Here is a 12,852-nt window from a genome sequence, read left to right as displayed (position 1 = left end):
CCGAGCGGGAAGAACACAAGGGGCTATAGCTCAGTTGGTAGAGCGCCTGCATGGCATGCAGGAGGTCAGGAGTTCAATTCTCCTTAGCTCCACAGACCGACACTCTGTTGAGTTGTCAAAGATCGGTGATCATCAGGATCCCGTCTCCTTCAGGAGGCGGGATTTTCTGTGTGCTCCCGTTCCGTGTGCTTTCGCAGCCGCGCCGCTTTCTCCCGGGTCTCCTCGTCCTCTGGTGTGTAGACCACGATCCGGCACTCCGGCATCCCGTCGATCGACAGCGACTGGGACGTCATCCGCAGTTCGCCCACCGCCTTGTGACGGAACGTCTTGACCCGTGGCCCCGGTTGCACCACCTCTCCGCTCGCCCACAGTTCGGCGAAGTACGGGCTGGCCGCCGCCAGCGCGGCTATGAACCTCTCCCAGGCCGGCTCGCCCACATGTCTGCCGTACGAGGACCGCAGCGTCGCCACCATCACCGGCAGCTCGCGCTCCCGGTGCAACAGGGGGCAGGCCTCGTCGGACACGGTGAACAGCGTCCACAGCGCGTTCGCCACCCCGATGTCGACGATCTCCGGGATCAGGAACAGGTCCCGATAGCCGGAATTGGTGGCCAGGATGTCGTAGCGCGAGTTGTAGACGACCGCCGGGAGCGGGTCGAGGGCGTCGATGATGCCCTGCACCTCCGGGCCCGTCGACCGCGTCAGGCCCTCCGGGTCCGGGGCGAACGGCACCTGCGCCAGGCGGTACAGATGCTCCCGCTCCGGAGCGTCGAGCCGGAGCGTGCGGGCCACGGCGTCCAGGACCTGCGCGGACGCGTTGATCGGCCGGCCCTGCTCCAGCCACGTGTACCAGGTCACACCGACGCCGGAGAGCTGGGCGACCTCCTCGCGGCGCAGTCCCGGGGTGCGGCGCCTGAGACCCGGCGGCATGCCCACGTCGGCCGGAGTCACCCGGGCCCGCCTGCTGCGCAGGAACGAGGCCAGCTCGGGCCGTCGTCGCTGTGTCGTCCTCATCGTCACGTCCCCCCTCGTCACGACCATCCTCGGTGCCGCACCCGTCGCTTGCCAGGTGCTGGCAGTACCAGCATCAGCGGGCTCTCGGCACCCTTACCGGGATGTCCTCAGGCTCGACGGCATGACGACAACGCCCCGGACGGGACCGGATCCCGCACCCGTTTCCCCATCTGTCAAAAGTGAAGCACCCGCCACTGACAACCGGCCCCGGCCCCTGCTCGCGCTCGTGCTCGCCGCCCAGTTCATGGCGCTGCTCGACGTGTTCATCGTGAACGTCGCGGCCCCGACGATCGGCACGGAACTGCACGCCTCGGGCGCCCAACTCCAGCTGGTCGTCGCCGGATACGCCATCACGTACTCGGTGCTGCTGATCACCGGCGCCCGGCTCGGCGAACGGTTCGGGCACGGCCGGGTCCACCTCGCCGGGCTCGCCCTGTTCACGGCGGCCTCGCTCGCCTGCGGGCTGGCGCAGGGAGCCACCGAACTGATCGTCTTCCGGCTGGTGCAGGGCGCCGGTTCGGCGGTGATGATCCCGCAGGTGCTCAGCCTGATCCAGCGCAACTTCACCGGCGAGGCTCGGATGAAGGCGCTCGGCGTGTACTCGGCCGTCCTCGCGGTCGGTGCCGCCGCCGGGCAGGTCGTCGGTGGAGTCCTGGTCAGCGCCGACCTGTTCGGCACGGGCTGGCGGCCGGTGTTCCTCGTGAACGTGCCGGTGGGTCTCGTCCTGCTCGCCGTGGGCACCCGTGTCCTGCTGCCCGGGGACCGTCCGACGCCCCGGGACCGGGCACGCGGTCTCGACCTGCCCGGCCTGGTGCTGCTCGGCGCGGCCGTGTCGCTGTGCACGGTGCCGCTGGTGCTCGGGCAGGAGGAGGACTGGCCGCTGTGGTCGTGGCTGTCCCTGGCCGCTTCCGCGATCCTGTTCACCGTTTTCTGCGGTTACGAGTCCCGGCTGGCTCGGCGCGGCGGTGCCCCGCTGATCACCCCGAGCGTGCTGCGCCATCCCGGCATGGGCCTCGCCGTCTTCCGGATCATGGCGGTCATGGCGGTCAACGGCGGCTTCCTCTTCGTTCTCACCCTGTACGTGCAGGGCGGCCTCGGCTACAGCGCGCTGCGGGCCGGGCTCTCCTTCGCGCCGACGGCGGTGGTCTTCGGCATCGTCGGACTGACCTGGCGCCGCTGGCCCGCATCCTGGCAGCGGCTGCTGACGCCCGTCGGGTTCGTGATCACCGCGCTGGGCGCGCTGGGTGTGGGCCTGGCGCTCAAGGACGGCGGCGACGGCGGCGTCGCGCTGTACGCCGCCTACGTCGGCATGGGTGTCGGGCTCGCGCTCGCCTTCAGCCCCACGCTCACCGGGGCCCTGGCCACGGTGGAGCCCCGGCACGCGGCGGACGCCAGCGGTCTGCTCGCCACGGTCACCCAGCTCGGCCAGCTGATCGGCGTCGCGGGCTTCGGCACACTGTTCTTGAACCGACTTGAGTCACTCGGCCCCTCTGAGGCGTATACCTCTGCGGAGGCGCTTTGGACGTGCACGTTCGCGCTGGCCGGGACCGCCGCGGTGGGCGCCGTGTCCGGACTGGTACTCAGGCGTCGCTGACCGTATTGGTCCGGCCGTGGCAGAATCAAACGGCCGGAAGGGGGCGCGGCCCGACGGGAGGGAGTAGTGATGCCAGCGAGCATCCTCGTGGAGGTCGGCCACCTCCGCGAAGCGGCGTCGACAAGGGACACGACGGTGCGCCTCATCTGCCCTTCCTGCGGTTCTGTCCATGTCGCCCAGGTACTTGGCGACAACGGCGGAATCTCCTACGTGTGCACGGCCTGCGGCCACAGCTGGAGCTGAACGATGGGTGCACACAGGCGAAAATGCGACTGGTGCGGCAGTGGGACGCCGATCGTGCGGGACATGGAGCCGGTCAATCCCGACTACCAGTACTGGTGCGAGGAGTGCGCGCGGGCGCTGATCATAAAAGGCGACCCCATCGAGACGTACCGCGAACTCGAGGGTGAGCCGATCTACGGCCGCCTCCTCGAAGAACACTGCACGCTGAAGAGGTTCTACTCGTTCGTGACCGCTTGACGTGGGCCCTCCCGCCCCAGCGAAACGATTTGGTGTTCCACCCGGTGGACCGTGTAATGTTGGCGTCGCCGCCGGGGAGACCCGCGGAACACCGCTCGGGGCTATAGCTCAGTTGGTAGAGCACCTGCATGGCATGCAGGGGGTCAGGAGTTCAAATCTCCTTAGCTCCACAGAAAGATCCCGCCAGATCATCGATCCGGCGGGATCTCGGCGTTTTCAGCGGCAGTTATGGCCGGACAGTCCAAAGGGCCGCCCTCTTCAGGGCGGCCCTTTCGTTGTCGGTCAGCGGCCCAGCGCACGCCTCCCGCGGCCCTGGGAGAGGACCGGAAGGTTGCGGGAAGGGCCCTTGTCGCGTGCTGTCTCCTCCTCGAGGCGCAGGGCGAGCGCGGGGCAGCGACGCACCGCGCGTAGCGCCTTCGCCTCGGCGTAGCGCGGCACCTGCGCCTGGGCGACGGTCGGGAAGCCGTCGGCGCCGAGTTCGAAGACCTCGGGCAGGATGTCGGCGCACAGACCGTGGCCCCGGCAGAGTGTCCAGTCGACGTAGATCTTCTGACGGCTGGGGCCGCTCTCCTCGGCCTCGGCGCCACCCGCGATGCCGGTGGGTGTCCTGCCGCCCTCGAAGAGCGGCAGAACGCCCTCCACGGGCCGTCCGCAGCCGTTGCCGAGGACATGGGCGGCCAGGTCGTCCGTGAACGCCTTGATGGTCGACTCCAGGAACATCGCGGAGCCGTCCGGGTGCGAGCAAGCGCCGCGCCGCTTCACGTTCTTGGCGACCTGCTTGAGGGCCTCCAGGGCGGCAGGCCCGCCGCCGTTGAGGATGTCCTCCATGCCGCGCGCGGCGGCCGGCAGACCGAGATAGCAGGGGCCGCACTGGCCCGCGCTCTCCTCGGCCAGCCACTGCGCCACACGCAGCGACTCACCCAGCGGGCAGGTCTCCTGAGTGATCGGCAGGATCGCGCCGGCGCCGAGCGCGCCGCCCACGGCGTCCAGGGAGTTGCGGGAGACGATCGCCTCGTTGACCGTCGCCGCGTCGATCCACTTGCCATGGTAGCCGCCGGTCAGCACGCCCTGCGGGACCGGCGGGGCGCCGGCCAACTGCAGGACGTAGCGCAGCGGTACGCCCGTGGGGACCTCGATCACCATCGGGCGCGCCACGGCGCCGGAGACCGTGAGCAGGACGGTGCCCGGCTCGTCGTACAGCCCGGTGTTGCCGTAACGCTCCGGGCCGATGCGGGCGGCGATCGCGAGCTGCGCGAAGGTCTCGGCGTTGGAGAGCAGGGTCGGTGCACCGCCGACGCCGCTCTGGGAGGCGCTGATCTTGCGGCCGGGCGGGATGGCAGGGCCGCCGTCGATGGAACGGATCAGCGAGGCCGCCGCTCCGGTGACCATACGGACGGGATTGCGCTGCACGCGCGCGCGTAGAGCCGATCTGCGGCCGTTGCTGAGACCGCGTTCGGCGAGGGCGGCCTCCATGGACCGCTGGGTGGACTCCCGGGTGACCCCCACCACGAGCGTGCGGGCACCCAGGGCTTCGGCGGCCAGGAGGGCGCCGTCCAGGATGAGGTGCGGGGCACGGTTGATGAGCACCGTGTCCTTGCGGCAGGCCGGTTCGTCCTCGCTGCCGTTGACGACGACGACCGGGCGGACGCCGCGCTTGATCGCCGCCTCGGCGACCGAGCGCAGCTTCTTGTGGAAGGGGAAGCCGGCGCCGCCGCGTCCCTTCAGGTTGATGGCTTCGGAGAGCTTCGCGAGCTGCTCCCCGCCCATGGGTTCGAGCGGCCCGTGCACCTTCAGGTGCATGGGCAGGTCAAGTCGTTCGACAAGGTCGAAACCCGACGTGAGCTGAGGAAGGCCGACCACGCGGACCTCTGGTACGTCGGGCAGGGCCTCGTTCACCTATAGCCTCCGGAAGGCGTGTTCCAAGGTTCGCCCGAGCCCGGTGCGTCGAAGTCGTACGACTGACCGGGCGTTGTATCCGTGGCGGGACCGCTGTTGTACGTGTCATTCGGGTTGTACGTGCCGTAAAGGGTGTTCGTCTCACCGGTGTCGCGCACATCACCTGAGAGATAGTCGGCCGTGCCCGAATTACCGCCATAGGTCGGGATGTTGTACCCCGTGTCCTGGAGCGGGTCGTAGACGGAGGGGGGCGCTTCGCCGACCGGTGGCGGGGACGGGATCGGCCAGCTGCCGGAGGTGCTGCCGCTGTCCATGCGCGCGATGGGGTCGGTGGCGGCCTGCATGTCCATCGGCATGTCCATGCGCGCGGTCTGGCCGGTGTCGAAGGACTGCTGCGTGCCCGGTGACACGGCGCGATAGGCGGCGGCGAATCCGCTGCCCGCGGGCTCCGGGGCCGGTGCGGCCTGGTAGAGGGGCATGCCACCGGTCTGCTGGGTCAGGCCCTCGTAGCCGGGCAGGGCGGACTCCGAACGCCGGCCGGCGGACTCGGCGGGCCGGCGGCTCTCGCGTCCCGGCGCGGCGGTTTCCGCGGCCCGCCTGGCGCGGCTGGCTTCCAGTTCCTCGCGGCCCGGCCGCTCCTCGGCGCCGAGGAGCATGGCGATCCGGTCGGTGACCTTGCGCTTGAAGGGGCGAGGTGCCGAGCGCAGGGCGAGGGCCGCGATGACACCGAGCAGGCAGAGCACGTACAGGTACGTGAAGATCGGGGCCTTCACCGCGCGCCCCGCGTACAGGCCGTGGACCAGTCCGGCGCACCAGGCCGGGTATGCCAGCATGTGCATCGCCCGCCACCGTGCCGCGACCGGGGCCGGGGAGGCGAACCGGTTGCGCAGGGCGCCGGTGATGCCGACGAAGATCATGAGCTGGCCGGCCAGGGTGCCGAGACCTATGAGGCCTCCGCTGCTGCTGAAGCCGAGCCCGAACGGGATGAACGCGGCGATCCAGGTCGTGTGGTCGAGGGTCAGTTTGATCCCGATGTGCAGCAGAAGGAACGTGATCGAGCCCACGGCGGTGATCCGGTGGATCCCCTGCGCGACGATCCGCTGCCGGGTGTTGAGGATCAGCCGGTCCTGTGCGACGAGCCCCCAGATCACGGAGCAGGTGAGGAGGACGAGCGTCACCACGCCCGCTCCGAAGTTGAGGAAGTCCTGGAGCCAGACACCTCCGTACACCACGACCAGAGGGATGGCCAGCAGAAAGACGGCCGTCGCCACCCCGTAGGCCGACCGGCCGGTCCTGGGGAGCGTGTTGCTAGTACTACGAGGGTTCATGGGGGCAACTCCGAGCGGTTCGGGAAGGCGGTCCCGCTGCCGCACTCTAAGTGGCGCCATACCGATGGGTACGGCATTTGAGTTATTGCGTTGTTATCAAACGACTGCGGGGCCGTTGTGATGTCCCTTAGTAGCTGTTACGCGAAGTAACCATTGGCCATGACTCGGTTCCTGTGTCGGATCGGACGGTTGCGCTCGACTGCGGCGGCGAGTGCGGCACCCGGTGCCACAGAGGCATACGTAAGTTCGTCGCGGCTTGCTCAACGGCTGCGGTACTCTGACGCCATGCGTGCCGTACGCCTTCTGCTTAGCGAGCCGCGCTGATCAGTCCCGACCACCGGTGAAGACGTGGTCGGAATCGGCGCGGCGTCCCCTCCTGTGCGAGGGGATTTTTCGTTTCCGGACGACACAGCCGCCGGCAGAGACGATCGATGGAGCTTTGAGGATCATGAGCGAGACGAACCCCGCTGCCGCCGAGGTGGCCGCGCCGCACCGCTACACGGCTGCCGTCGCGGCCGAGATCGAGGCACGCTGGCAGGACTTCTGGGATGCCGACGGCACCTACGCGGCGCCGAACCCCAAGGGTGACCTGGCGGGCGACCCCGAGCTGGTCGCCAAGCCCAAGAAGTACATCATGGACATGTTCCCGTACCCCTCCGGTGCGGGCCTGCACGTCGGCCACCCGCTGGGCTACATCGCCACCGACGTCTTCGCCCGCTTCCAGCGGATGACCGGCCACAACGTCCTGCACACCCTGGGCTTCGACGCCTTCGGCCTGCCCGCCGAGCAGCACGCCGTGCAGACCGGCGAGCACCCCCGGGTCACCACCGAGGCCGCCATCAACAACATGAAGTCCCAGCTGCGCCGGCTGGGCCTGGGCCACGACAAGCGCCGGTCGTTCGCCACGATCGACCCGGACTACTACAAGTGGACCCAGTGGATCTTCGTCCAGATCTTCAACTCCTGGTACGACGACGAGGCGAAGAAGGCCCGCCCGATCTCCGAACTGGTCGCGCGGTTCGAGTCCGGTGAGCGCGCGGTTCCCGGTGGCCGTTCCTGGGACGCCCTGTCCGCCGCCGAGCGTGCCGACGTCCTGGGCGAGTACCGCCTGGCGTACGCCTCCGACGCGCCGGTCAACTGGTGCCCGGGTCTGGGCACCGTGCTGGCCAACGAGGAGGTCACCGCCGACGGCCGCAGCGAGCGCGGCAACTTCCCCGTCTTCAAGGCCAAGCTGCGCCAGTGGAACATGCGGATCACCGCGTACGCCGACCGCCTGCTGGACGACCTGAACGAGCTGGACTGGCCCGAGGCCATCAAGCTGCAGCAGCGCAACTGGATCGGCCGCTCCGAGGGCGCCCGCGTCGACTTCCCGATCGACGGCGAGGCGATCACGGTCTTCACGACCCGCCAGGACACCCTGTTCGGCGCGACCTACATGGTGCTGGCCCCCGAACACCCGCTGGTCGAGAAGTTCACCCCGGCCGTCTGGCCCGAGGGCACCCACGACGTGTGGACCGGCGGCCACGCCACTCCGGCCGAGGCCGTCGCCGCCTACCGCGCCCAGGCCGCCTCCAAGTCGGACGTCGAGCGCCAGGCCGAGGCCAAGGACAAGACCGGTGTCTTCACCGGCGCGTTCGCCACCAACCCGGTCAACGGCGAGCAGATCCCCGTCTTCATCGCCGACTACGTCCTGATGGGCTACGGCACCGGCGCGATCATGGCCGTACCGGCGCACGACACGCGTGACTTCGCCTTCGCGCGCGCCTTCGAGCTGCCGATCCGCTGCGTGGTCGAGCCGAGCGACGACCGGGGCACGGACGCCTCGACGTGGGACGACGCCTTCGTCTCGTACGACGCCAAGATCGTGAACTCGCACGGCGAGGACGTCTCCCTGGACGGCCTGGGCGTGACCGACGCCAAGGCGCGCATCACCGAGTGGCTGCAGAGCAAGGGCATCGGCGAGGGCACCGTCAACTTCCGGCTGCGCGACTGGCTGTTCAGCCGCCAGCGCTACTGGGGCGAGCCCTTCCCGATCGTCTACGACGAGGACGGCATCGCCCACTCCCTGCCCGAGTCGATGCTGCCGCTGGAGCTGCCCGAGGTCGAGGACTACTCGCCCCGCACCTTCGACCCGGACGACGCGGACACCTCCCCGGAGACCCCGCTGTCCCGCAACCAGGACTGGGTCGACGTCACCCTGGACCTGGGCGACGGACGCGGTCCCCGCCCGTACCGCCGCGAGACCAACACCATGCCCAACTGGGCCGGCTCCTGCTGGTACGAGCTGCGCTACCTGGACCCGCACAACAGCGAGAAGCTGGTCGACCCGGAGATCGAGCAGTACTGGATGGGCCCGCGCGCGGGGCAGCCGCACGGCGGAGTCGACCTGTACGTCGGCGGCGCCGAGCACGCCGTGCTGCACCTGCTGTACGCGCGCTTCTGGTCCAAGGTCCTGTACGACCTGGGGCACATCTCGTCGCCCGAGCCGTTCCACAAGCTGTACAACCAGGGCATGATCCAGGCCTTCGTGTACCGCGACAGCCGGGGCTTCCCGGTGCCGGCCGCCGAGATCGAGGAGCGCGACGGCGCCTTCTTCCACAACGGCGAGCAGGTCAAGCGCGAGCTGGGCAAGATGGGCAAGTCCCTGAAGAACGCCGTCACCCCCGAGGCGATCTGCGAGGAGTACGGCGCCGACACCCTGCGCCTGTACGAGATGGCGATGGGCCCGCTGGACGTCTCGCGTCCGTGGGACACGCGCGCGGTGGTCGGCCAGTACCGCCTGCTGCAGCGGCTGTGGCGAAACGTCGTCGACGAGGCCACCGGCGAGGTCACCGTCGTCGACGCCGAGCCCGACGAGACGACGCTGCGTGCCCTGCACAAGGCGATCGACGGGGTGCGCCAGGACCTGGAGGGCCTGCGCTTCAACACCGCCATCGCCAAGGTCACCGAGCTGAACAACCACCTGACCAAGGCGGGCGCGGCGGTTCCTCGTCCGGTCGCCGAGTCGCTGGTGCTGCTGATCGCGCCGCTGGCCCCGCACATCGCCGAGGAGCTGTGGCGCAAGCTGGGCCACACCGACTCGGTCGTCCACCAGGACTTCCCGGTCGCCGACCCGCGGTACGTCGTGGACGAGACCGTGACCTGCGTGGTCCAGGTCAAGGGCAAGGTCAAGGCCCGCCTGGAGGTCTCGCCCGCCATCTCCGACGACGAGCTGGAGAAGGTCGCGCTGGCCGACGAGAAGGTCGTGGCGGCGCTGGACGGGGCGGGCATCCGCAAGGTGATCGTGCGGGCGCCGAAGCTGGTGAACATCGTTCCGGCGTAACGCCCCCTAGGGGGTGCGTGCGGGCAGGTTCGGGGTTCTTCCGGAACTCCGAACCTGCCCGTCGCGTTTACCTTTGAAGAGCGGCGAGTGCCGTGTCGGGGCGGAGGAGGAGTTTCGTGGAAGCAGTGATCGCGATCGTGGCCCTGCTCTTCGTGCTCTTCGTGGTGCTCGGCGTGTACGCGACGGTGAAGGCGGTGGGCGCCGCCAAGCGCGGTGTGGACCGCACCCTCACCCAGGCCCGGCGCACGGTCGAGGACCACACCCTGCGCGCCAAGTCCTTCGCCCAGCTCGGCCCGGCGGGCGAACTGGCCCAGCTGCGGCTGAAGCTGCGCACCTCGATGCGGGCCACCCAGGACGCGCTGCACGCGGGCGTGGCCGAGGACGAATCCCTCAAGGAGTCCCTCGGCCTCTTCCAGCGACTCAGCGCCCACGGCCACGAACTGGACGGCGAACTCAAGCGCCTGGAGTCCGAGCCCGACCGTGCGACGCTCGCGGAGCGTCTGCCCGGTCTGCGGGAGCGCACCGAGCGCATCACACAGTCGGCGGACTCCCTGCGCTGGGCGGCACGCGACCGCGCGCGCCGCTTCGCCGACGACGACCTGGACACGCTGAGCGCGCAGATCGACGTCGAGTCCGGCGCCCTGCGGCACTGGACGAAGACCGAGCCCACCGCGACACCGCCCCCATGGCCCGAGACTCCCACCGCCGGCGGCAGCACCGAGCAGCAGACCTGGCCCGAGACGCCACGTTCCCGCACCGCCGAGGAGCCGACGCGGCCCGCGATCACCCCGCCGGGTCCTCGTCCCACCTACCCCTGGCAGAAGAAACCCCGTCCGGAGAGCACGACTTGATCCGGACACGGCAGCCCCGGGTGACAGGGGCCGGGCTGCCAGCCGGACGCTACGGCAGGTAACCTCCAGCTCATGTCCCGCCATGTCGCGATCGTCACGGATTCAACGGCCTACCTGCCGCAGCGGACGATGGAGCGGCACGGCATCACAGCGGTACCCCTGACGGTGGTCCTCGGCGACCGCGCGCTGGAAGAGGGCACCGAGATCTCCACCCGGTCACTGGCCCAGGCACTCCAGAAGCGACGCTCCGTCACCACCTCGCGGCCCAGCCCCCAGGTGTTCGCGGAGCACTACCGCAAGGTCGCCGAGTCCGGCGCCACCGGCATCGTGTCGCTGCATCTGTCCGCCGAGCTCTCCGGTACCTACGACGCGGCGGTCATGGCGGCGCGCGAGGCGCCGGTGCCGGTGCGCGTGGTCGACACCGGCATGATCGCCATGGCTCTCGGGTTCTGCGCGCTCGCCGCCGCGGAGGCCGCGGAGACGGGCGGCACGGTCGACGAAGCGGTCATGGCGGCGGAGAAGCGGGCCGCGGGCACGTCGGCCTACTTCTACGTCGACACCCTCGACTATCTGCGCCGTGGTGGCCGGATCGGCGCCGCGCAGGCGCTCCTCGGTTCCGCGCTCGCCGTCAAGCCGCTGCTGAAACTGGTCGGCGGGCGGATCGAGCCCCTGGAGAAGGTGCGGACGGCGTCGAAGGCCATCGCCCGCCTGGAGGAGATCGCGGCCGACCGGGCCGGCAGCGCGCCGGTCGACATCGCGGTCCATCATCTGTCCGCCCCCGACCGGGCGTCGGCTCTCGCGGACCGTCTGCGGGCGCGGGTGACGGGACTTGTCGACCTGCATGTGAGCGAGGTCGGGGCGGTGATCGGGGCGCACACGGGACCCGGGTTGCTGGGGGTCGTGGTCTCGCCCCGCTGACGGAGCCGCCGCACGGGATGCCTGAATCACTCGTCCGGGTGGCGGAGTTTTCCACAACCGGTGGGTAATCCCCGGGAATTGACCAAGATCATCGCGAGAGTGCGGATGTGGCCGATCCTCGGCGCATGGCACTTCGATCACGCTCACGTACAGCGACGGCGACCAGCGGGCCGGGCCGCGGCCCTCATTCCGACGGGCGCTCACGGCATCGCCGACCGCCCGGCACCCAAGGCCGGGTCCGGCATCGGCATGCCGCCTCGGCGGACGAACTCCAGCGGCGGGCGGAGGTGCTCTTCGCCGAACGGGCCGGGGAGCGGAGGGACTCGGGGAAGGGGCCGCCGCCGGGTGGGCCGGGCGTGGACGACGAGGTGGCGCGGGGCGCGCCGGAGCGTCTGGGGGCTGCCGGTGCCGTCCATGTCGCCGAGGCCGGTTCGGCCGCCGATGCGGTCGGGTTCGTGGAGAGGGCTCGGTGGGGGACGGGTGCTGCTGAAGAAGGCCGGCGGGACGGTGGCGCCGCGGAGAGGGCCTGGCGGGACGGTAGTACAGCGGAGGCGACCCGGCGGGACGCTGGTTCTCGGGAGGGGGTTTGGCGGGACGCCGAAACCAGGGGTGAGGCCTGGCGGGACAGCGATTCCGGGAACGAGAACGGCTACGGGTACGGGGACGGGAACTGGCGGGAGCGGGCAGGGTCGGCTCTGCGGGAGCGGATGCCGGCGTGGCTGCAGGCGCGGTGCGGCCTGGAGCGGCGGAACGTGGTCGCTCTCTCGGTGCTGCTCGTCGTGGCCGCGGTCTTCGCCGTGCAGCACTTCTGGACGGGCCGGACGCAGTCCGTCCAGGCACCCGAAGTGGTGCGCGCGGCAGCCCCGTTCGGGGAGAGCGGGGAGAGCGGGGAGAGCAGCGCAGGTGGACGGCGAGGGGCGGCCGGACCGGCCGTCTCGGGCGGGGTCCCGAACACGGCAGGACCGGCCGGGGCCGAGATCGTCGTGGATGTCGGTGGCAAGGTCCGTGAGCCCGGCATCCAGCGGCTCCCGGCCGGCTCGAGGGTCGCCGACGCATTGAAGGCGGCCGGTGGAGTGCGGCCGGGCACGAACACCGACACACTCAACCGAGCGCGGTTCCTCGTGGACGGCGAGCAGGTGATCGTCGGCGGCCCGGCCGCACCCGCGCCCGCGCCCGGCACGGGCGGTCCCGCCGCCGGCGGCCCGGCCGCTGCTCCCGTCTCCTTGAACACGGCCACCGTGGACCAGCTCGACACCCTGCCCGGCGTCGGCCCCGTACTGGCCCAGCACATCGTCGACTACCGCACTCAGCACGGCGGCTTCCGCTCGGTGGACGAACTGCGCGAGGTCAACGGCATCGGCGACCGCCGCTTCGCCGATCTGCGGAATCTCGTACGGCCATGAGGCACGGCTCCACGATGCGGCGAGGGCATGAGAGCGAGGCGCGAATG

The 12,852-nt window shown here is 70.2% G+C and carries 9 protein-coding genes and 2 tRNA genes; 8 read left to right on the top strand and 3 right to left on the bottom strand.

Features of this window, described 5'->3' with window-relative positions:
• The first annotated feature begins 19 nt into the window (after window positions 1–19).
• Window positions 20–92: transfer RNA gene (locus ACIBJB_RS04190), tRNA-Ala, on the top strand.
• Between the two features lie 57 nt (window positions 93–149).
• Here the strand turns inward: ACIBJB_RS04190 and ACIBJB_RS04185 are convergent.
• Window positions 150–1,013, bottom strand: a complete 864-nt coding sequence (locus ACIBJB_RS04185) for a helix-turn-helix transcriptional regulator (protein ID WP_398926278.1) — start codon at window positions 1,011–1,013, stop codon at window positions 150–152.
• Window positions 1,014–1,239: 226 nt separating this feature from the next.
• Between ACIBJB_RS04185 and ACIBJB_RS04180 the strand changes: the two genes are divergently transcribed.
• From ACIBJB_RS04180 to ACIBJB_RS04170, 3 genes are all read left to right on the top strand, one after another.
• Window positions 1,240–2,607, top strand: a complete 1,368-nt coding sequence (locus ACIBJB_RS04180) for an MFS transporter (RefSeq protein ID WP_398926276.1) — start codon at window positions 1,240–1,242, stop codon at window positions 2,605–2,607.
• A 246-nt stretch (window positions 2,608–2,853) separates the two neighbouring features.
• Window positions 2,854–3,087, top strand: a complete 234-nt coding sequence (locus tag ACIBJB_RS04175) for a hypothetical protein (protein ID WP_003976229.1) — start codon at window positions 2,854–2,856, stop codon at window positions 3,085–3,087.
• 97 nt (window positions 3,088–3,184) lie between these two features.
• Window positions 3,185–3,257: transfer RNA gene (locus ACIBJB_RS04170), tRNA-Ala, on the top strand.
• Between the two features lie 112 nt (window positions 3,258–3,369).
• On the opposite strand, the gene ACIBJB_RS04165 is transcribed toward ACIBJB_RS04170, so the two are convergent.
• Window positions 3,370–4,983 (bottom strand): NADH-ubiquinone oxidoreductase-F iron-sulfur binding region domain-containing protein, encoded by a 1,614-nt coding sequence (locus ACIBJB_RS04165; protein ID WP_398926274.1) that lies wholly within the window; start codon window positions 4,981–4,983, stop codon window positions 3,370–3,372.
• On the bottom strand, window positions 4,980–6,311 hold the full coding sequence (locus tag ACIBJB_RS04160; RefSeq protein WP_398926272.1) for a cytochrome b/b6 domain-containing protein: 1,332 nt from the start codon (window positions 6,309–6,311) through the stop codon (window positions 4,980–4,982). The genes ACIBJB_RS04165 and ACIBJB_RS04160 overlap by 4 nt, the downstream gene beginning before the upstream one ends.
• Before the next feature lie 448 nt (window positions 6,312–6,759).
• Here ACIBJB_RS04160 and leuS point away from each other — a divergent pair, with 448 nt between their 5' ends.
• The 4 genes from leuS (at window position 6,760) to ACIBJB_RS04140 (ending at window position 12,805) form a co-directional block, all read left to right on the top strand.
• Window positions 6,760–9,633: a leucine--tRNA ligase gene (leuS, locus tag ACIBJB_RS04155; RefSeq protein ID WP_398926270.1), complete on the top strand. Its 2,874-nt coding sequence runs from the start codon at window positions 6,760–6,762 to the stop codon at window positions 9,631–9,633.
• Window positions 9,634–9,749: 116 nt separating this feature from the next.
• Window positions 9,750–10,484, top strand: coding sequence for a hypothetical protein (locus tag ACIBJB_RS04150; protein WP_398926268.1), 735 nt, complete (start codon window positions 9,750–9,752; stop codon window positions 10,482–10,484).
• Between the two features lie 72 nt (window positions 10,485–10,556).
• Window positions 10,557–11,402, top strand: a complete 846-nt coding sequence (locus tag ACIBJB_RS04145) for a DegV family protein (RefSeq protein WP_398926267.1) — start codon at window positions 10,557–10,559, stop codon at window positions 11,400–11,402.
• 125 nt (window positions 11,403–11,527) lie between these two features.
• Entirely contained in the window at window positions 11,528–12,805 is a 1,278-nt protein-coding gene (locus ACIBJB_RS04140) for a helix-hairpin-helix domain-containing protein (protein ID WP_398926265.1), read from the top strand.
• The last annotated feature ends 47 nt before the right edge of the window (window positions 12,806–12,852 follow it).

This window comes from Streptomyces sp. NPDC050759 (assembly GCF_044456945.1).
Classification (GTDB): Bacteria; Actinomycetota; Actinomycetes; order Streptomycetales; family Streptomycetaceae; genus Streptomyces.
Note: the sequence above shows the minus strand (reverse complement) of the source record. Positions and strands in the feature narration are given on the sequence as shown.